At 64.9% G+C, this 19310-nt stretch carries 17 protein-coding genes; 5 read left to right on the top strand and 12 right to left on the bottom strand.

Going from position 1 to position 19310, the window contains the following annotated elements; genetic code table 11:
- Nucleotides 1-112: 112 nt before the first annotated feature.
- The 3 genes from prfC to B7449_RS16935 all read left to right on the top strand — a co-directional run bounded on the left by prfC (nt 113) and on the right by B7449_RS16935 (nt 3914).
- Nucleotides 113-1675: a peptide chain release factor 3 gene (prfC, locus tag B7449_RS16945; RefSeq protein WP_039735565.1), complete on the top strand. Its 1563-nt coding sequence runs from the start codon at nt 113-115 to the stop codon at nt 1673-1675.
- A gap of 86 nt (nt 1676-1761) precedes the next feature.
- Nucleotides 1762-3126, top strand: coding sequence for a cysteine--tRNA ligase (gene cysS / locus B7449_RS16940; RefSeq protein ID WP_039735564.1), 1365 nt, complete (start codon nt 1762-1764; stop codon nt 3124-3126).
- Entirely contained in the window at nt 3123-3914 is a 792-nt protein-coding gene (locus B7449_RS16935) for an RNA methyltransferase (RefSeq protein ID WP_199858336.1), read from the top strand. Before cysS ends, B7449_RS16935 begins: the two co-directional genes overlap by 4 nt.
- 110 nt (nt 3915-4024) lie before the next feature.
- Here B7449_RS16935 and gltX read toward each other — a convergent pair whose 3' ends face one another.
- The 4 genes from gltX to B7449_RS16915 all read right to left on the bottom strand — a co-directional run bounded on the left by gltX (nt 4025) and on the right by B7449_RS16915 (nt 8650).
- The gene (gene gltX / locus B7449_RS16930) at nt 4025-5362 is read right to left on the bottom strand and encodes a glutamate--tRNA ligase (RefSeq protein ID WP_039735561.1); all 1338 of its coding nucleotides are present in this window, start codon (nt 5360-5362) and stop codon (nt 4025-4027) included.
- A gap of 266 nt (nt 5363-5628) precedes the next feature.
- Nucleotides 5629-5997 carry a hypothetical protein gene (locus B7449_RS16925; protein ID WP_039735560.1) on the bottom strand — a complete coding sequence of 123 codons (369 nt, stop codon included), beginning with the start codon at nt 5995-5997 and terminating at the stop codon, nt 5629-5631.
- 51 nt (nt 5998-6048) lie between these two features.
- Nucleotides 6049-7215, bottom strand: a complete 1167-nt coding sequence (locus B7449_RS16920; RefSeq protein WP_039735559.1) for a beta/alpha barrel domain-containing protein — start codon at nt 7213-7215, stop codon at nt 6049-6051.
- Between the two features lie 31 nt (nt 7216-7246).
- A complete protein-coding gene (locus tag B7449_RS16915; protein WP_039735557.1) occupies nt 7247-8650 on the bottom strand; it encodes a class II 3-deoxy-7-phosphoheptulonate synthase in 1404 nt (467 codons plus the stop codon).
- A 307-nt stretch (nt 8651-8957) separates the two neighbouring features.
- On the opposite strand from B7449_RS16915, the gene B7449_RS16910 reads away from it, so the two are divergent.
- A complete protein-coding gene (locus B7449_RS16910; RefSeq protein WP_039735556.1) occupies nt 8958-9302 on the top strand; it encodes a hypothetical protein in 345 nt (114 codons plus the stop codon).
- Between the two features lie 117 nt (nt 9303-9419).
- Here the strand turns inward: B7449_RS16910 and gorA are convergent, their stop codons facing one another.
- Together gorA and B7449_RS16900 are read right to left on the bottom strand one after the other, a co-directional pair.
- Nucleotides 9420-10820: a glutathione-disulfide reductase gene (gorA, locus tag B7449_RS16905; protein WP_048883887.1), complete on the bottom strand. Its 1401-nt coding sequence runs from the start codon at nt 10818-10820 to the stop codon at nt 9420-9422.
- 135 nt (nt 10821-10955) lie between these two features.
- Nucleotides 10956-11834: a ferredoxin--NADP reductase gene (locus tag B7449_RS16900; RefSeq protein ID WP_039735553.1), complete on the bottom strand. Its 879-nt coding sequence runs from the start codon at nt 11832-11834 to the stop codon at nt 10956-10958.
- Nucleotides 11835-12133: 299 nt separating this feature from the next.
- Between B7449_RS16900 and B7449_RS16895 the strand changes: the two genes are divergently transcribed.
- The gene (locus B7449_RS16895) at nt 12134-14581 is read left to right on the top strand and encodes a helicase-related protein (RefSeq protein WP_039735552.1); all 2448 of its coding nucleotides are present in this window, start codon (nt 12134-12136) and stop codon (nt 14579-14581) included.
- An 88-nt stretch (nt 14582-14669) separates the two neighbouring features.
- Here B7449_RS16895 and serS read toward each other — a convergent pair whose 3' ends face one another.
- The 6 genes from serS to B7449_RS16865 all read right to left on the bottom strand — a co-directional run.
- Nucleotides 14670-15941 (bottom strand): serine--tRNA ligase, encoded by a 1272-nt coding sequence (serS, locus tag B7449_RS16890; RefSeq protein WP_039735550.1) that lies wholly within the window; start codon nt 15939-15941, stop codon nt 14670-14672.
- Nucleotides 15941-16753, bottom strand: a complete 813-nt coding sequence (gene tatC, locus B7449_RS16885; protein ID WP_039735549.1) for a twin-arginine translocase subunit TatC — start codon at nt 16751-16753, stop codon at nt 15941-15943. Before tatC ends, serS begins: the two co-directional genes overlap by 1 nt.
- Nucleotides 16754-16760: 7 nt before the next feature.
- Nucleotides 16761-17333 (bottom strand): Sec-independent protein translocase protein TatB, encoded by a 573-nt coding sequence (gene tatB / locus B7449_RS16880; protein WP_039735548.1) that lies wholly within the window; start codon nt 17331-17333, stop codon nt 16761-16763.
- A 90-nt stretch (nt 17334-17423) separates the two neighbouring features.
- Nucleotides 17424-18086, bottom strand: coding sequence for an SMC-Scp complex subunit ScpB (gene scpB / locus B7449_RS16875; RefSeq protein WP_039735546.1), 663 nt, complete (start codon nt 18084-18086; stop codon nt 17424-17426).
- On the bottom strand, nt 18086-18922 hold the full coding sequence (locus B7449_RS16870) for a segregation and condensation protein A (RefSeq protein ID WP_039735545.1): 837 nt from the start codon (nt 18920-18922) through the stop codon (nt 18086-18088). Before B7449_RS16870 ends, scpB begins: the two co-directional genes overlap by 1 nt.
- A 39-nt stretch (nt 18923-18961) precedes the next feature.
- The coding region (locus B7449_RS16865) for an SPOR domain-containing protein (RefSeq protein ID WP_048883884.1) at nt 18962-19310 on the bottom strand (349 nt) is incomplete at its 5' end.

The raw sequence follows: 19310 nt of genomic DNA, 5'->3' as shown, positions 1-19310 counted from the left end.
CCCGGAACCGGGCAGGCGTGACGCCGGGCGTGGGGTTTTGTCCCCGCGTCCGGCGTCCGCGTTTCTGGCCCCTGCCCGCTTCCGCATCCCTTCCGCCGGGCCAGCCGCAGGAATGGACAAGACCGTGACCGCCACCGTCGCCGATACCCCGCTTGCCGCCGAAATCACCCGGCGGCGCACATTCGCCATCATTTCCCACCCGGATGCGGGCAAGACCACGCTGACCGAACGCATCCTGCGCGCCGGTGGCGCGATCCAGATGGCGGGCAACGTGCGGGCCAAGGGGGAACGGCGGCGCACGCGTTCGGACTGGATGGGGATCGAGCGCGACCGTGGCATTTCCGTCGTGACATCGGTCATGACGTTCGAATATGGCGGCTGCATCTTCAACCTGCTCGACACGCCGGGTCATGAAGACTTCTCGGAAGATACCTACCGCACGCTGACGGCAGTGGACGCCGCCGTGATGGTGATCGACGCCGCCAAGGGCATCGAGGCCCGGACGCGCAAGCTGTTCGAGATCTGCCGCCTGCGCGATATTCCCATTGTCACCTTCATCAACAAGATGGACCGCGAATCGCAGGACCCGTTTGCCCTGCTGGATGAAATCTCGTCCTCGCTGGCGCTCGATACCTCCCCCGCCACGTGGCCGGTGGGGCGGGCGGCCAAATTTGTCGGCACCTATGACATCCGCAACCGTGAACTGCACGTAACCGAACCGCTGGACCAGACGGACCCGCGCATGGTGCAGCTGGGCGAGGAACTGGAGCTGGTTGAGGCGGCGCTGCCGGAATTCGACCTTGAAAGCTTCAATGCCGGTCACCTGACACCGGTGTTCTTCGGCAGCGCGATGAAGGAAATCGGGGTTACCGACCTGCTGGATGCGCTGGCCGCCTTCGGCCCGCCACCGCGTGACCAGGCGACCGAGACCCGCAACGTCCGCGCGGATGAACCGGCGCTGACCGCGCTGGTGTTCAAGATCCAGGCCAACATGGACCCCAACCACCGCGACCGCATGGCGTTTGCCCGCATCTGCTCGGGCAAGCTGCAGCGCGGCATGCGGCTCAAGCATGTGCGGATCGGCAAGCAGTTCGCGCTGCATACGCCACAGTTCTTCTTTGCCCGTGACCGCCAGCTGGCTGAGGAAGCCTTCGCGGGCGACGTGGTGGGCATTCCCAACCACGGCACGCTGCGCATTGGCGATACCCTGACCGAAGGCGAGGACCTGCGCTTCACCGGCGTGCCCTACTTCGCGCCCGAAATCCTGCGCCGCGTGCGGCTGGATGATGCGATGAAGGCCAAGAAGCTGCGGCAGGCCCTGACCGAACTGGCGGAAGAAGGCGTGGTTCAGCTGTTCCGCCCGCAGGATGGCGCGCCACCGATCGTGGGCGTGGTCGGGACGCTGCAGCTGGATGTGCTACAGTCCCGGCTGAAAGGGGAATACGGGGTTGCGATCGGCTTCGAATCGACACCCTACAACCTTGCCCGCTGGGTCACCGGCCCGCGTGAGAAACTGGATGCCTTCTGCATGGCCAACCGCACGGCCATGGCGGATGACATTGATGGGGACCCGGTGTTCCTTGCCTCGTCCGCGTTCATGATGCGACGCACGGCGGAAGGCAACCCGGACCTGACATTCCATGACATCAAGCAGATCGGGCAGGAAATCGGCTGACCGGACGGGCCAGCCCGGCTGGCCCACCGCAAAGGCACAGATGAGGTCTTGCCTAATCCCGCCTGTCTGTCGCATCTAGGCGCATCATGTCCGACACACAGCCCCGCCTGCACCTGCACGACAGCAGGACGCGCAGCACCGTTCCCTTCGTCCCGCTGGCACCCGATAACGTGCGGGTCTATTACTGCGGCCCCACGGTCTATGATCTGGCGCATATCGGCAACCTGCGTGCCATGCTGACGGCGGATGTGCTGGTGCGCCTGCTGCGCCACCTGTACCCCCGCGTGACCTACGTGCGCAACATCACGGACGTGGATGACAAGATCAACGCCCGCGCCCATGCCAATGGCGAATCCATTGCGGACCTGACGGCGCGCACCATCCACGATTTCCACGCGGACCTGGCCGCCGTCTCCATCCTGCCGCCAGATGTGGAACCACGCGCGACCCACCATATCGGTGAAATGCAGGACATGATCGCCCGCCTGATCGAAAGCGGCCATGCCTACGAAGCCGAAGGGCACGTCCTGTTCGCGGTAGGCACCTATCCATCCTATGGCGCGCTGTCGGGCCGCACGCCAGATGACCTGATCGCGGGCGCACGGGTGGAAGTGGCGCCCTACAAGCGCGCGCCCGGTGACTTCGTGCTGTGGAAACCGTCCGACGACCAGACGCCGGGATGGGACAGCCCGTGGGGCCGGGGCCGTCCTGGCTGGCATATCGAATGTTCGGCCATGTCGCAGCGTTATCTGGGCGAAAGCTTCGACATTCATGGTGGCGGGTCGGACCTTCTGTTCCCCCACCATGAAAACGAACGCGCGCAGAGCATGTGCTGCCACCCGCATGGCCACTTCGCCAATCACTGGGTGCATAACGCCATGCTGCTGGTGAACGGGGAAAAGATGTCGAAATCCCTCGGCAACTTCCTGACCGTGCGCGACGTGCTGCGCGATACGCCAGCGGAAGCCCTGCGCCTGCTGCTGCTGCGCGCGCAGTACAGATCGGTGCTGAACTTTACCCGCGAAGGGCTGAATGAAGCCCGCCAGATGCTCGACCGTTTCTACCGCGCACTGGAAAACCTTGATCCCGTGCAGGATCCCGTGCCCGCGCCCGACAGCGTGGTGCAGGTGCTGTGCGACGACCTGAATACCCCCCGCGCGCTGGCGGAAATGCACGCCCTGGCCGATATGGCCATGACGGGTGACAGTCTGGCTGCGGCACGACTGAAGGCGGCGGGCAACCTGCTGGGCCTGCTGCAGGACACGCCGGAGGCATGGTTCCGTGGCGGCGCGAAGGTTGACCCGGCCCGGATCGAAGGCCTGATTGCAGAACGGCTGGCCGCGCGCAAGGCGCGTGACTTCGCCCGTGCCGATGAAATCCGCAATGACCTTGCGGCACAGGGCATCGTGCTGGAAGACGGCCCGCAGGGCACGACATGGAGGCAGGCATGACCGGCCGCGACGGCGGGGCGGATATCGGCCCCATTGGCAACAGCCCGGTCGTGATCCTTGTCCGGCCCCAGATGGCCGAAAACATCGGTACCACTGCACGCGCCATGGCCAATGGCGGCCTGTTCCACATGCGTATTGTTGCACCACGTGACGGCTGGCCGCAGGAACGTGCGTGGCGCAGTGCCTCGGGCGCTGACCGCATCCTCGAATCCGCGCAGGTCTTTGATACGGTGGATGATGCGGTGGCCGACCTGCATCATGTCTTTGCCACCTGCCCGCGCCCGCGCCATATCGTAAAGCCGGTGCTGACCGCACGCGGTGGCGCTGCCGAACTGCGGGAAATGACGGATCGCGGGCTGAAGGTCGGGCTTATGTTCGGCCCTGAACGCGCAGGGCTGGATAACGAGGACATGGCCCGCGCCGATGCGCTGATCCGCTATCCGCTCAATCCTGCGTTCATGTCACTGAATCTGGCGCAGGCAGTCATGATCATGGCGTATGAGTGGTGGATGGCAGCGGATGATACGCCGCCGCGCACGCTCATGACCAACGAGACGCATGTGGCGACCCGTGGCGAACTGGACAACTTCATGCGCCACCTGATCGCTGATCTGGATGAATGCGGCTTCCTGCGCAATGAACAGAAGCGCCCCGGCATGGTGCGCAACCTGCGTCATTTCTTCCTGCGCGGTGAAGTAACGGAACAGGAACTGCGCACGCTACATGGCGTGGTGACCGAACTGTCCCGTGGGCGCAAGGCGCGGCAGGGCGGCGACAGGCAGGAGTAAAAGCTTCGAAGAACGCTGCCTTTTTAAAAAAGACAGCACCCGGAAACTTTTATTATTTCCAATCCTTCTCCATTCAAAAAAAGCCCGGTGCGAAACCGGGCTTTTTTGTATCAGCGTGCCGCAATCTGCAGCCGGTCGGCCACTCGCGCCCGGCCCATAAGGGGCAGCAGGTCACGCATTTCCGGCCCGCTATCCTCTCCCGTCAGCGCCAGGCGCAGCGGATGGAACAGGGCACGGCCCGTGCGGCCCGTGGACTCCTTCACGGCCGTGGTCCATGTCTTCCATGTTGTCCCGTCCCACGGTTCGGCAGGAAGCGACTCGAGGGCCTGCAGCAGGAAGGGACGGTCCGCATCCTCGATCACCGGGGGGATGATCTCACCGGCCACGACATCCCACCAGTGCCGCAGTTCACCCGCCAGATCCACGTTGCCCCGCACCGCCAGCCAGAAGGCTTCCGTCGCCCCCTCGGGCAGGCGGGTACGGATTTCGTCAAACGGCATGGCGTGCATGATACGGCGGTTCAGACCCAGCAGCTGCCGCATGTCGAACCGCGCGGCCGAGCGCGAGACACGGCCGAGGTCATATGTTTTGGCCAGTTCATCAAACGACAGCGGCGCCGGGTCATCCGCACTGCCCAGACGCGCCAGATAGGACACGATGGCCGAGGACTCGACTCCGTCCTGCCGCAATGCGCGAATCGACAGCCCATCGAACCGCTTGGACAGCTTGCCGCCGCCTTCATCCAGCAAAAGCGGCAGGTGCGCGAAGGTGAACCGGTTGCGCTTTGCCCCCAGCGCCTCGGCAATGTCGATCTGCACGCCGGTGTTGGTCACATGGTCCTCACCCCGGATGATGTGGGTAATGCCCAGTTCCATATCATCCACGACGGATGCCAGCGTGTACAGCACCGTCCCGTCCGCCCGCACCAGAACGGGATCGGAAATGGCGGGCAGCTTCACGCGCGACGGCCCCATGACCAGATCGTTCCATTCCACCGTGCGATGATCGGACAGCCTGAAGCGCCAGTACGGCACCTTGCCATTGGCTTCGGCCTGCGCGCGCTGCTGCGGGGTCATGCGCAGCATGGCCCGGTCATAGACCGGCGGCTTGCGCATGCGGATACGGGCTTCACGCTTGGAGGCCAGTTCCTGCTCGCTTTCGAAGCACGGATAAAGCCGCCCGCTGGCCTTCAGATTTTCAATGGCCAGCGCGTAGCGGTCCAGCCGGTCCGACTGACGCACGAATTCATCCCAGCCAATGCCAAGCCAGCGCAGGTCATCCTGCAGGGCCTGCACGTATTCCTCTTTCGAGCGACCGCGATCGGTATCGTCAATGCGCAGCAGGAAGCGTGCATTGTGGCGGCGGGCGAACAGGGCATTGGCAATGGCCTGACGCGCATTGCCGACATGGATCAGCCCGGTCGGGCTGGGCGCAAAACGGAGTTTCATGCCCCTTATATGCGGCGATTACGCCCCGAATGCCAGAGAACACATGCGCAAACCGACGCGGAACACACCAGCCTTCAGACCCACCCCCGGGACATGCCGGCATGGGGACTGGCCTTGCCCGAGCAGGCAGATGGTTCTCGGGACAAGCCGCCGGTTCAATACACGGCGTATTGGGAAAGTTTTTTCAGACCAACCCGGGCGAACGCCGCCTTTTTGAAAAAAGGCGACACCCAAAACTTTTATATTTTACAGTTTCAGGGGCGTCCTTACGCCTCGTCTTCCTCATCGCCGCCACGGCGGGGGTCGAACGCGCGCCAGTCGCGCTCCATCGGGCTTGCGGCATGGGCTGCGAAATCATCCAGTTCATTGGCCGAACGCCAGCCCTGATCGCCCGATTCCAGCACTTCCGCGTCCTCGCCAAAGGAAAACCATGCCTTGAGGATATCCGCCGCCGACAGGCCGGGCATGCGGCAGCGTTCAATGCTGTCGCGCACATAGGCCCGCGCGAAGGCATTGGCCTGGATCAGGTCGGGAAAGCCACCGACTTCCTCGACAATATTATCCTCGGCACCGCCCGACAGATCCAGAATCCGCACGCGCCATCCCCCTTCGGGGGCAAAAATGGTTTCTGACAAGATGAAGCCTTTCGTTATGCGTCCCTTCGGGGACGTAAGCCCATGACCGGCCTAGCGGTTGCGCATATGACGCAGCAGGAATTCACGCCCTGCCTTGACGCGGGGCACATCGTCATAGGCCACGATATCCGCCGTGGCATAGGTTTCGGACCAGCGATCGGGGATGAACGACCCCGTGCCGATCACATCGACCGGCGCATGGGCATCGGCCATGCTGAGGCATTTTTCCACGCTGAAACCCGACGACGCGATGATGCGCACATGCGCGAACCCGGCCTCGTCCAGTGCTTCGCGCATGCGCCAGATGGCGGCGGCGGACACGCCCGTGCCCACAAGGTAGCGCAGTTCCTTGTCCGACCGGTACCGCCGTATGCTGCCCGGCGTGTGCCGTTCCAGCACGTCATAGGACGATTGCGGGTCCAGCCCCTCCAGAAAACGGCCACCATGCGTATCCAGCCGCACGGCCAGCCGCCCTGTTGCCGCAAGGTCCGGGAAATGGCGACAGACTTCCAGCGCGTCTGTCACCTCGGACCCGAAATAATCCACCAGCACCACAAGGTCCATGTCGGGATAGACCTCATGGAACATTTCAGCCGCCCGCAGGGTGGACCCGGCATACCCCACCAAGGCATGCGGCATGGTGCCCAGTCCCTTCTTGGTGCCGAAATAATGCGCCGTTGCGTCATTGGCGCTGCCGATAAAGCCCAGCGCACCTTCCTTCTGGGCGGCATGGCTGCCGACGGAAGCGGCATACGCCATCTGTTCCTGCATGCCAAAGCCCGCGCAGTGCCGCGCCTCCATCGCCATGAAGCGCACATGCGGCAGCGCCATGGCCATCTGATAGGCATTGTGCGCGGCCACGCAGGCCGGACCGAGACGCTGGAGCACCAGTGTCTCCAGCACCGCAAGCTGCGCGAACGACCCGGTCACGTAGGCCAGCGGTTCACCCGCGCCAACCCATGTCCCCTCGGGGAACATGACGTCACATTCGATCCCGATCCCGCGCTCGGCGGCGACGGCATGCAGCCAGTCCACCATAAGCCGGGGCGCGGACACGACGGGGCGGCGCAGGAAGATGGCGTACGTCACCTTCCTGTCCCCAAAGTGTTCGACAATGGCACGTGTGCGGTTGAAATACGCATCCGTGCGGGCGGCGATCACATCCTGTTCCACCGCGCCGGCACCCCTGTCGTGCCTTGTCCTGTCACCGTGGGTCATATGCCCCTCCAATCCCCCCATCCGGACGGGACTAGCGCGCCCCGCCATGCATGCGATGCATCCGCGTCTTCAGCTCCTCGGCCAGACGGAACGCCATCTCCAGCGACTGTTCCGCATTCAGGCGCGGGTCGCAGAAGGTTTCATAGCGTTCACCCAGATCGTCTTCCGTCAAGCGGTGCGCGCCACCGATACATTCGGTCACGTTCTGGCCGGTCATTTCGAAATGCACGCCGCCGGGGTGGGCGCCCGCGGCCTCGAACACGTCAAAAAAGCCGTGAATCTCGGACAGGATGGCATCGAAGGAGCGCGTCTTGACGCCCGTCGAGGTCGAGCTTGTGTTGCCGTGCATGGGGTCACACAACCATGTGACCGTCCGCCCCGTGGCCATCACTTTCTCGAGCAGCGGCGGCAGATGCTCACGCACCTTGCCCGCCCCCATGCGGGAAATGAGCGAAATGCGCCCCGCCTCATCGGTCGGGTTGAGGATGTCGAGCAGCTGTTCAAGGTCCTCGATGGTCGTGGTGGGACCGACCTTGATGCCGATGGGGTTGCGTACCCCGCGCAGGAACTCGACATGTGCGCCATCGGGCTGGCGGGTCCGGTCCCCGATCCACACGAAATGGGCCGAGCAGTCATACCATTCGTCCGATGTCGAATCGATGCGGGTCAGCGCCTGCTCATACGGCAGCAGCAGGGCCTCGTGCGAGGTATAGAACTCGGTCTCGTCAATCTGGGGCGTGGTCGCCGCCGTCAGGCCGCACGCAGCCATGAAGTCCAGCGTCTCGCCAATGCGTTCGGCCAGTTGCCCGTAACGCTGCGCCAGTGGCGAACGCTCGACAAAGCCGAGGTTCCAGCGGTGAACTTCATGCAGGTTGGCATAACCGCCGCCAGCAAACGCGCGCAGCAGGTTCATGGTCCCGACGGACTGGAAGTAGCCGGTTTCCATGCGCTTCGGATCAGGAATGCGCGCGGCTTCCGTGAAGTCCGAGCCATTGATGATGTCACCACGGTAGGATGGCAGCGTGACGCCGTCCTTCGTTTCGGTATCCGAAGAGCGCGGCTTGGCGTACTGCCCGGCCATGCGTCCGATCTTGATGACCGGCACCTTCGCGCCGAAGGTCAGCACCACGGCCATCTGTAGCAGCACGCGGAAGGTATCACGCACGATGTCGGCGGTGAATTCGCTGAAGCTTTCGGCACACGCGCCCCCCTGCAGCACGAAGGCCTGCCCCGTGGCGGCCTTGGCCAGATGGGCGCGCAGGCGCCTGGCTTCCCCCGCGAAAACCAGCGGCGGGTAACGGCGCAGGCGCGCTTCCACGCCCTGCAGGGCGGCTTCGTCGGGATATCGCGGCATCTGCCGCGCCGGAAACGACCGCCAGCTCTCCGGCGTCCAGGCCTGCCGGGAAGAACTGTTGTGGCTGTGCGTCGCACTCATGGGTCGGATCCTAATTCCTCTTGATACAAGACAGTCCCCGCCGCCAGCGGCGGAAGGGCAGTCTTTATGTCGAAAAAAGCCCGGCATGGCAAAGCCTGTTCTGGCCCCGGTCCCTCCGCCCGTGCCACCAGCGGGGAAACAATGTTGCATTGACGCCACAAACCGACCCGATCCATACAGATGCAGGTCGTATTACAGTCATGCTTCACCCATATGTAAAAGTGACATGGTTGGCCTGCCAGACCACGGCTTCTCCTGACGGGGCATGGTTGGCATGGTGCCCTCTCAGGTAAAAGGATTACGGATCATGGCCACCACACGTGGGAAATTCATAACCGCCCTGGCAGCCGGGCTGTGCCTGTTCAGTGTGACGGCCATGGCCGCGCCCGCCAACAGTGACGACAGCAACAGCCAGAATGAAGACAAGATGACCGTTCATGGTCAGCGCAACCATCTGCCGCCCGGTTATGAGGAAGCGCCGTCCATGGAACTGAACCACGGTCCCGACCCGGATCATCTGGAACATGTGCACCGCGATTCGGTCACGGGCACGGACCTGTCGCGTTTCGGCAGTTCGTACCAGAGCAGCGGGATCAATGGCGATGGCCAGCTTGGCGATTCGACCGGCAATGGCTGGGTCGCACCCCGGTAACGCACTGAAAGATAACAAAAGTTTTGAGGCGCTGCCTTTTCCTAAAAAGGTTGCGTTCTCTCGAATCCTGTAAAAAAAACCGTTGCCGGAACACTGACCGGCAACGGTTTTTCTGTATCAGGCCGGATGATGGGGCGTGACCCGCGTGCGGGTGCGCATGGTCACGAATTCCTCCGCCGAGGAAGGATGGATCCCGATGGTCCGGTCCCAGTCCCCTTTCTTCAGGCCCGCCGTCACGGCAATGGCCAGCCCCTGCATGATTTCCGGCGCGTCATCACCCAGCATGTGCGCGCCCACCACGACCTGGCTGGCCTGATCCACCACCAGCTTCATGAACGTGCGCTGCTGGCGGCCGCTCAGCGTATTGCGCATGGGACGGAAGCGGCTGACATAGACATCCACATCGCCCCTGTGCGCCGCCTCGGCTTCCGTCAGGCCGACACTGGCAAGGGCGGGGGTAAAGAACACCGCCTTGGGCGTGGTGGCATAGGACCACTGCCGCGCGGGCGCTGCGCCAAACAGGCGGTCGGCCAGGTTATGCCCTTCCGCAATGGCCACGGGGGTCAGGTTCAGCCGGTTGGTCACGTCGCCTATGGCGTAAATGCCGGGCACCGTCGTCTGGCTGTCGTCCCCCACGATGATGCGCCCGTTCTCCTCCATCGCGACACCAAGCTGTGTCAGGCCAAGGCCGGTGATCTTGGGGTGGCGTCCGGTGGCGAAGAAAACGCAGTCGGTTTCAATCTGGCTGCCGTTATCCAGGGTGACGGCAAAGCTGCCATCCCTGCGTTTTTCAATGCTGGTAGGGGACGCGCTGGCATGCTGGCGGATGCCGCGCAGGTCGATGGCGTCGTGCAGGGCATGGCGCAGGTCGCCATCAAACCCCCGCAGCGGCTGCTGCTGGCGATAGACCAGATCGACCTCCGACCCGAAGCCACGGAAAATACCCGCGAACTCCACGCCAATATATCCACCCCCCACCATGCAGACCCGCTGCGGACGGTGTGTGAGGTGGAAGGCCTGGTCGGAGGAAATGGCGTATTCCGCACCGGGTATTTTCGGGGCCGTCGGCGTGGACCCCACGGCAATGACGATCCGGGCCGCGGTGACGCGGCGGGGGGCCGCGTCGGGGGCCAGCGGCGATGGGTCGATGCGCAGGGTATGCGCATCCTCGATGGTGGCATGGCCGGTAAACAGGGCGACCCCCGCCTTTTCCAGCATCGAGACATACAGCCCGTTCAGGCGCGTGATCTCGCGGTCCTTGGCGTCAATCAGCGCGGCCCAGTCATGCTGCCCGCGTTTCGTGTTCCAGCCGAAGCCGTGGCTGTCATCCACCCAGTCGCCATATTCGCTGGCCTGGACCATCAGTTTCTTGGGCACGCAGCCAAGGTTGACGCAGGTGCCACCCCAATGGCGGCTTTCCGCCACGGCCACGCGCGCCCCATGGCTGGAGGCAATGCGGGCGCACCGCACGCCACCCGAACCCGCGCCGATTACAAACAGATCGAAATCATAACTCATGCCGGTTGTGCATCCTGCTTCCAGCCGGAAGGACGGCGACAGCATGCGTCATTCCGGCGCTCCCCCGCCCGGACGCGGGGCGGGGCCAACAAAAAAGCCCCGGCCTGGGGGTCCATGGCCGGGGCTGGGGCGGGATCAGCGTTCAGCGAACGCCTTTTCCACCACATAGGCGCCGGGGTTGGAGTTGTTCCCCTCGTCAAAGCCACGGTCCTGCAGCATCTTTTCCGTATCGGCCAGCATTTCCGGCGAACCGCAGATCATGACGCGGTCATGTTCGGGATCGAGCTCGGGGATATTGAGATCCTTGAAGATCCTGCCCGTCTCGATCAGCTTGGTGATACGGTCGGTAACGGCGAATTCCTCACGGGTCACGGCCGGGTAATACAGCAGCTTGCCCTTCACGTCCTCGCCCAGGAATTCATGTTCGGGCAGTTCGTGGCGGATGTGGTTGGCATAGGCCAGCTCGCCCGAGATACGGACCGTGTGGCTCAGGATCACATGGTCGTAGCGCTCATAACATTCCGGGTCCTTGATCAGGCTCATGAAGGGCGCAAGCCCCGTGCCCGTGGACAGGAAATACAGGTTGCGGCCCGGACGCAGGTTGTCCAGCAGCAGCGTGCCGACGGGCTTGCGGCCGATCAGCACCTTGTCGCCCACCTTCACATGGCGCAGGCGCGAGGTCAGCGGACCATCGGGCACGGCGATCGACAGGAATTCGAGGTGGTCCTCGTAATTCGCGCTGGCGATGCTGTAGGCACGCAGCAGCGGCTTGCCCTCGACCTCGATGCCGATCATCGTGAACTGACCGTTCTCGAAGCGCAGCGCCGGGTCGCGCGTGGTGGTGAAGCTGAACAGCCGGTCCGTCCAGTGATGGACCGACAGGACGGTTTCAGCATTCAGGTGGCTGTATTCCCTGGTCGGTTCGGCCAGGTGGAACACGCCTTCCTGACCGGCTACCGGGGCAAGGCCCGTCAGCATGGTTTCGGAAGTAGGCACAATCAACGTATCGGACATCTGGTTATCATTCTCCCGGCTGGGTATGACGCAGACACAGGATATCCTGAAACATGCGCCCGCCCACAGCTACATAAAGCTTGAGTGCGGGCATGTTTAGGCCATCCACAGCGTGGAATTCCAGCACAAAACAAACATATCACGCGCTACAGGGAACAGATTTGCCGCATAATGTCCGTTCCGGTGCGCGCATGTCACGCCACACGCGTACGATGCGGGCCTCTATTCAATGATTTCGGGACCGGATGCAAGTAGGGAGTCCATTGTCGTCCGCGCACGGATGACGCACATAGTCAGGTATGACTTCTGAATTCCCCGACCGGGCCGCCCCTGCCCTGCTGGCGCTGGATGCGGCGATCGCCGCAACCGGACTGCATGTTGAAACCCGCGAACGCCCGAAGCTGGAGCGCGTGATCGCCCGCATGCTGCAGCCTGGCGCGGCACGGATAGATGACGCCGCGTTCCGTAGCGCGCTGTGCACCGTCCGGCGCAAGCCATGGGGGTCGCGTCTCATGGACCTGACGCGCCGCGCGGGACAGGTATGGGTCACGCGCGCGGATACCGAAGCCGCCGCCGTGAGCGTGGACGACCCCGAACCCGATGACGCCCGCCTGCTGTCGGCCCTTGCCCCCGTGCTGCGGGAAAAACTGCGCGCGCAGGGCGATACGCCACACGCCGCGGTGGAAAATATCCGCGCCGACCTGTTCGACGGAACCGGCCGCATGCTGGCGCCTGCGGAACTGCGCACCCTGGCCGTGGCGGTGGCCGACGCCTTTGCCCTGCCGGATGCGGATGCCTTCGCCGCCGGGCTGGAACGCGAGGATGCAAGCCGCAAGGACCGTGACACCCGGATCGAGGATACGGCACGTGCGCGCCGGCGTGAGGAAGTGCTGCGCCTGCGCGAATGGGAAAAAAGCCTTGTCCCCTTCAGCGACGTGCCCGGCCTGCTGCGCTGCTCGCACCGCGAGGCCCTGCGCTGGATCGCGGAAAACCGCCTGCCGGTCGCCCGGCGCGTGCCGCAGGCGGACGGGCAGGAACGGTGGGAATTCGACCCCACCGAACTTATGGCCCTGCGCCAGCAGCTGCCCCAGTGGCGCAGGGAGGGACAGGACACCCCGTCGCGCACGCCGCTGGCCCCCGACCTTGGCAACCGCCGCGTGGGCAATGCCGTCATTGCGCAGGTTGCCGCCCTTGACCGCTACGCCGCCCATTTCCGCACCGCGCGCGCGCTCAACCGCCGCATCACGCTGGTGACGGGGCCGACCAACAGCGGCAAGTCGCATACAGCACTTGATGCGCTGGCCCGCGCCGAAAGCGGGCTGGCGCTGGCGCCCCTGCGGCTGCTGGCCCATGAATTCCGCGAGTCGCTGACCGCGCGCGGCGTGCCGACATCGCTTGCCACCGGCGAAGAGCGCATCGACGTGCCCGGCAGCCGTCATCTGGCCGCGACCGTGGAAATGTGCCCGCTGAACAACCCGGTCGATGTCGCCATCATCGACGAAGCCCAGATGCTGACCGACCCCGACCGGGGGGCGGCATGGACGGCGGCCATCATGGGCGCACCCGCGCGGCACCTGTTCATTCTGGGCGCGCCCGACTGCATTCCCATGGTCCGCCGCATTGCCGAACTGTGTGGTGACCCGGTGGATGAAATCCGGCTGGAACGCAAAAGCCCGCTGGTCGCCGCCGAACGCTCGGTCAGCCTCCATGAACTGCAGAAACATGACGCACTGATCGCCTTTTCCCGGCGCGAGGTGCTGGACCTGCGCGCGCTGCTGCTGGCGCAGGGCAAACGGGTGGCGGTGGTGTATGGCGCGCTCAGCCCCGAAGTCCGCCGGGCGGAGGCCCAGCGTTTCAATGATGGCGACGCCGATATCCTGATCGCGACCGACGCCATCGGCATGGGGCTGAACCTGACCATCCGCCGCGTCGTCTTCGCGGCCCTGCGCAAATATGACGGCAACCAGACGCGCGACCTCAACCCGCAGGAGGTCAAGCAGATCGGCGGTCGCGCCGGGCGTTATGGCAAGCATGAACAGGGTGTCGTGGCCGTGCTGGAAGGGGTGGGCAGCCCGTCCTTCATCCACGCCATGCTGGCCGCTCCCCCGCAGCCGATCGAGGACATGCGCCCGCAGGTCCAGCCGGATGCCGACATCGTGCAGGCCGTGGCGGCCGAAATCGGGTCCGACAGCCTGTTTGGCGTGCTGGTGCGCATCCGCCGCGCGGTGCTGCGCCGTGATGACCCCAATTACCGTCTGGCCAACATGGAACAGGCCTTCGCCATCGCCACCGCGCTGGAAGGGGTTGCGGACCTGACGCTGGCGCAGCGCTGGGTTTACGCCATGTGCCCGGTGGATGACCGTGACAACGGCATCCAGCGCCTTGTCCACTGGGCGGCGGATCATGCGGCGGGCAATGCCGTGCCACCGCCGGGCACGGGCCGCCTGCCGCCCCCCGAACGGGCCGAGCGGACGGAACTGGAACGCGCCGAAAAGCGCCACAAGCGACTGGTGGCCTGGCGGTGGCTGGCGCTGCGCTTTCCCGAAGCCTACGTCAACCGTGAGGAAGCCGAGGCCACGACCGCACGCCTGAATGACTGGATCGAGGATGTTCTGCGCCAGCAGAGCATCCGCGCCCGCACGCCCCGCACATCCCCCTTCAGCCCCGACAACCGCGCCAGTCCGCCGGGACGCCGCAACCGTGAGGCACCGCCCAGAGGCAAGCGCCCGCACCGCAAGCGGCGTTAAGGGAAAGGCGGGACAGGAAGCCAGCGTCGCGCCGACCTCCTGCAGCCAGACAGGGCGAGCGTGACCTGCACGACCGCCCCACGGGGGATCAGGCCGCGCGGATGACCTCGACACCGCCCATATAGGGGCGCAGCACGTCGGGCACGGTGATGCTGCCATCCTCGTTCTGGTAGTTTTCCATCACCGCGATCAGCGTGCGGCCCACGGCCAGCCCGGACCCGTTCAGGGTATGGACGAAGGCGGGCTTGCCCTCCGCCGGGCGATAGCGTGCGTTCATGCGGCGGGCCTGAAAGTCGCGCGTGGTGGAACATGACGAGATTTCGCGCCATGCCTTCTGCCCCGGCAGCCAGGCCTCCAGGTCGAAGGTCTTTGCCGCGCCAAAACCGGTATCGCCCGCGCACAGCAGCATGCGGCGGTAGGGAATGCCCAGCTTTTCCAGCACCATTTCCGCGCAGCGGGTCATGCGCTCATGCTCGGCGTCACTCTCCTCCGGCGTGGTGATGGACACCATCTCCACCTTCTGGAACTGATGCTGGCGCAGCATGCCGCGCGTATCACGACCTGCCGCCCCGGCTTCGCTGCGGAAGCACGATGACAGGGCGACAAGGCGGCGCGGCAGCACGGCGCACGGCAGGATCTGGCCCGCGACACTGGCCGTCAGCGGCACTTCAGCCGTGGGAATCAGCCAGCGGCCATCCTCGGTGCGGAAGGACTGGTCGGCGAATTTGGGCAGCTTGTCGGTACCGTACATCGCCTCGTTATTGACCAGAACGGGCACAGCGGTTTCCTCGTAGCCGTTTTCGCCCGTGTGCAGGTCCAGCATGAACTGGCCCAGCGCGCGTTCCAGCCGCGCAAGCTGGCCACGCAGCACCACGAACCGCGCACCCGACAGGCGGGACGCGGTCTCGAAATCCATCATGCCCAGCGCTTCGCCCAGTTCGAAATGCTCACGCGGGGCAAAGGGGAATTCGCGTGGCGTGCCGTTCTGGTGCACCTCCACGTTCGCACTTTCATCGGCCCCTTCGGGCACGCCGGCGTCCAGATGGTTGGGCAGGCGTTCCAGCGTCCCACGGATCTGGCTGTCCAGATCATCAGCGCGGGTCTGCAGTTCCTCCATCCGGGCCTTGGCGCCGGCCACTTCCGCTTCCAGCGCGGAACTGTCCGCGCCGGATTTGCGCATCATGCCGATTTCCTTCGAAATCTGCTTTCGCCGCGCCTGCAGTTCCTGCAATGCGGTTTCAGCCGCGCGGCGGTCATGATCCAGCAGCAGCAGCGCCTGCGCCACAGCAGGCTCGCCCCGGCGCTTCAGGGCGGCATCAAAACCGTCGGGATCGGCGCGAAGCGCGCGCAGGTCGTGCATCAGGTAGTCTCCTCGGTATCGTCTTCAGGCGGGTTGCGCGGCTCGACAAGGCGGGCGCAGAAAATGGAAACCTCGTACAGCCCGATCAGCGGCACGGCCAGACCGGTCTGGGTAATCACGTCGGGCGGCGTCAGGATGGCGGCGGCCACGAACGCGCCGACATAGGCATAGCGCCGCACTTTCGCCAGCCCCTTCGATGTCACCAGCCCCACCCGCGCCATGAGCGTCAGCACCACGGGCAGTTCAAACGCCATGCCGAACGCCATGATCAGCTTCATGACCAGCGTCAGGTATTCCGACACCTTGGCCTGCAGTTCGATCTGCAGCCCGTCCTGCCCGTCCGCCGTCTGGAACGACAGGAAGAACTTCCACGCGGCGGGAAAAATGAAATAATACGCCAGCGCCGCCCCCATGGCGAACATGATGGGCGTCGCGACCAGGAAGGGCGCGAATGCACGCTTTTCGCTGCGGTACAGCCCGGGCGCTATGAAGATCCACGCCTGCACCGCCACCATGGGAAACGACAGGCAGGCCGCACCGAAGAAGGCGACCTTCATGTAGGTGAAGAAGGCTTCATACAGCGCGGTATAGATCAGGTGCGGCTGTTCCCCCTTCTGGCGCATGATGTCGCCCAGCGGCCTGGCCAGGAAGAAATAGATCTGTTCCGAATAATAGTAACAGACGGCAAAGCACACCATGAACGTCACGATGGACCACAGCAGCCTGCGCCGCAGTTCCACCAGATGTTCCAGCAGCGGCATGGGCTGGTCGTTGATCGAATCCTGATTCAGGGTGTCGTCTCCTGCATCCATCGCGTTCTTATTCCCGTCCGTCGGCTGTGACGGAGACACGCTGCCCCCGGTGAATGACCCTGACCGGCGGCAGGAAGGCCGGCGGGGTCAGGTCCGGCAGTTCGGCCGCGATACGGCGCGCGACACGGGGCGGAAGGAAATCGGGCGCGCTGGCCAGCACCGCCGCGTCTGCTTCCTTCGGCGTGGCGGTGGATAGCGGGGGAATGTAATGGCGCGAGGGAACCCTGTGTTCCGGCAGCGCGTCCTCCACTCCGGGCGTGGCTGGCGGGGGGACGGGCGCCGTCCCCGTCAGCGTGGCGGGATCGAGCGAACGCCGCAGCGTGCCATCCCCGTCAATCGCCTTCATCAGCTTGTCGCGCACGTTCAGCCGCTTGAGCTGGCCAAGCTGGTCACGCGCCTCCGTCAGGTCCGCCTCACGCACCATTTCATCCACATGGGACTGGAATTCGGTGGCGAGGCCGCGCGCCTTCTTGATCAGGCCCGTTACCGTGCGGATGGCGACAGGCATGTCCTTGGGCCCGATCAGCAGCAGGCCCACCACCCCGATCAGGGCAAATTCAGACCACGCGAAATCGAACATGACCACTTTCCTCCCCCACCACGCACACGCGGCACACCCGCACGCCACCGCCCGGCATCACGTCTCGCCCGTGCATGTCCTGCACACCTATCACGACGCGGGCGGGTCAGGAACCTCGTCCGGCGCATCGGGTGGCACGGCGGTATCGGGCACATCCACCAGCAGTTCCTCCCGCCGGGGCAGATCACCAAGGTCCTTCAGCCCGAAATGACGCAGGAAGCCCGATGATGTCCCCCACAGGATGGGCCGCCCCGGAACTTCCTTACGGCCCAGCGGCATGATCAGTTCCGCCTCCAGCAGGGTGTCCAGCACCTGCTGGCTCAGGCTGACGCCGCGGATCTCCTCGATCTCGGCGCGGGTGCAGGGCTGGTGATAGGCAATGATGGCCAGCGTTTCCATGGTCGATCGCGCAAGCCTGCGCGGGCGCGGCATGACGCGGGTCAGGCGCGGGGCAAGATCGGGGGCGGTACGGAACTGCCATCCCCCCGCCACTTCCACCAGCACGACGCCACGCCCCGCATACTGCGCCGCCAGCGCCGCCAGCGTGGCGGCGACATAGGCATCCCGGTCGGCGGTATCGTGCGGTATGCCGCCCTGCGCGCCCAGCACTTCGGCAATGGCGCGGGTGCTGAGCGGATCGGCACGGGCGAAAATCAGCGCCTCCACCAGCCGGAGCGAGAACTCCCGCACCTCGACCAGTGTTTCGGCCGCCTCCCCTTCAGGCAGCAGCCCGGGCTGTCGCGTCTCGTTCATCAGGCCATGTCCCCTTCCGGTTCTGTTCCAGCGTCATGCGGCGGCTCCGCCCGTTCGCGCAGCCAGATACGGCCAAACTGTTCCGCCTGCTGGAGTTCGATCATCCCGCTGCGCGCCATTTCAAGGCTGGCCAGCAACGTGCCCGCCACGGCGGCGCGGCGGCCTGTCTGCACCATTGTTTCCGTCATGTCGGCCTGTGGCGGAATGTCGGGTACGAACCCGTCCAGTCCGCACCAGTCCGTCTTCAGATCGGGCGTACCCAGCATGCGCCGCAGCCGTGCCAGCGCGTCCTGCACGGTCCAGAACCGCAGCACGCGCGGCTGGTAGACGGATTTGCGCGCCCGCCTGCGCATGGCCGCCATGTACCCCCGCATAAGCTGCGGCACATCAACTGCAAGGCCCGAGCGGTCGATTTCCACCAGCGTTTCCGACTGTCCGCGTTCAAATACTTCCAGACCAAGCTGCGGGCGTCCCGCCAGCCAGCGGCCAAGCTGGACCATCCGCTCCAGTTCCAGCAGGCGTTCATGCAGGAGGCTGGCCGCCTCCTCCGCGTCGGTTGCTTCCTCATCATCCTCAGGCAGCAGCAGGCGGGACTTGAGCCACGCCAGCCACGCCGCCATGACCAGCCAGTCCGCCGCCTGTTCCAGCCGGATGTCCCGCGCGGCACGCACGACAGCCAGATACTGCTCCACCAGCTGCAGGATGGAAATGCGCCACAGATCCACCTTCTGCGCCCGCGCCAGTTCCAGTAGCAGGTCCATCGGCCCGTCGAACCCTTCCAGATGGACGATCGGGGCGGTGGTGGGGGAAGCGGGCGGGGCGTTATCCCCGTTCACCCTCCCCTCCGCGAAACGGGAACACAGGCCATGGCGGGATCAGGAATGGACCAGCTCGCACGCCAGGCTCTTTGCCTTGGCCTTTGCGCACAGGCTGACCGCCTGCGCCTTCGCCAGCCCCTTGACGCGCAGGCGGTAGAAGGTCTTGCCGTTGCGTTCCGCCTTCACCACGGCAGGCTGATACGGCCCGAACACGTCGGGATAGCGGCTGGACAGCCGGGTCCAGCTTTTCAATGCGGCTTCCTGCGTATCAAGGGCGGCAAGCTGCACGCCATACGCCCCCGTTCCCGTGCCGGTCGCACGCGGCACCGGCGGCGGCAGGGCCGCGGGCTGCGCGGGTTCGGCCTGCGGTTCCGGTGCCTCCGCCTGCTGCGGGGCGGCTGGCTGG

It is taken from the genome of Komagataeibacter intermedius TF2 (assembly GCF_000964425.1).
GTDB lineage: Bacteria > Pseudomonadota > Alphaproteobacteria > Acetobacterales > Acetobacteraceae > Komagataeibacter > Komagataeibacter intermedius.
This window is presented reverse-complemented; position numbering and strand designations above follow the sequence as displayed.

Excerpts from the sequence above, each read along its gene's own strand:
- prfC (WP_039735565.1), top strand. The coding sequence starts at position 113 with ATGGACAAGACCGTGACCGCCACCGTCGCCGATACCCCGCTTGCCGCC.
- cysS (WP_039735564.1), top strand. The coding sequence starts at position 1,762 with ATGTCCGACACACAGCCCCGCCTGCACCTGCACGACAGCAGGACGCGC.
- B7449_RS16935 (WP_199858336.1), top strand. The coding sequence starts at position 3,123 with ATGACCGGCCGCGACGGCGGGGCGGATATCGGCCCCATTGGCAACAGC.
- gltX (WP_039735561.1), bottom strand. The coding sequence starts at position 5,362 with ATGAAACTCCGTTTTGCGCCCAGCCCGACCGGGCTGATCCATGTCGGC.
- B7449_RS16920 (WP_039735559.1), bottom strand. The coding sequence starts at position 7,215 with ATGACCCACGGTGACAGGACAAGGCACGACAGGGGTGCCGGCGCGGTG.
- B7449_RS16915 (WP_039735557.1), bottom strand. The coding sequence starts at position 8,650 with ATGAGTGCGACGCACAGCCACAACAGTTCTTCCCGGCAGGCCTGGACG.
- B7449_RS16910 (WP_039735556.1), top strand. The coding sequence starts at position 8,958 with ATGGCCACCACACGTGGGAAATTCATAACCGCCCTGGCAGCCGGGCTG.
- gorA (WP_048883887.1), bottom strand. The coding sequence starts at position 10,820 with ATGAGTTATGATTTCGATCTGTTTGTAATCGGCGCGGGTTCGGGTGGC.
- B7449_RS16900 (WP_039735553.1), bottom strand. The coding sequence starts at position 11,834 with ATGTCCGATACGTTGATTGTGCCTACTTCCGAAACCATGCTGACGGGC.
- B7449_RS16895 (WP_039735552.1), top strand. The coding sequence starts at position 12,134 with ATGACTTCTGAATTCCCCGACCGGGCCGCCCCTGCCCTGCTGGCGCTG.
- serS (WP_039735550.1), bottom strand. The coding sequence starts at position 15,941 with ATGCACGACCTGCGCGCGCTTCGCGCCGATCCCGACGGTTTTGATGCC.
- tatC (WP_039735549.1), bottom strand. The coding sequence starts at position 16,753 with ATGGATGCAGGAGACGACACCCTGAATCAGGATTCGATCAACGACCAG.
- tatB (WP_039735548.1), bottom strand. The coding sequence starts at position 17,333 with ATGTTCGATTTCGCGTGGTCTGAATTTGCCCTGATCGGGGTGGTGGGC.
- scpB (WP_039735546.1), bottom strand. The coding sequence starts at position 18,086 with ATGAACGAGACGCGACAGCCCGGGCTGCTGCCTGAAGGGGAGGCGGCC.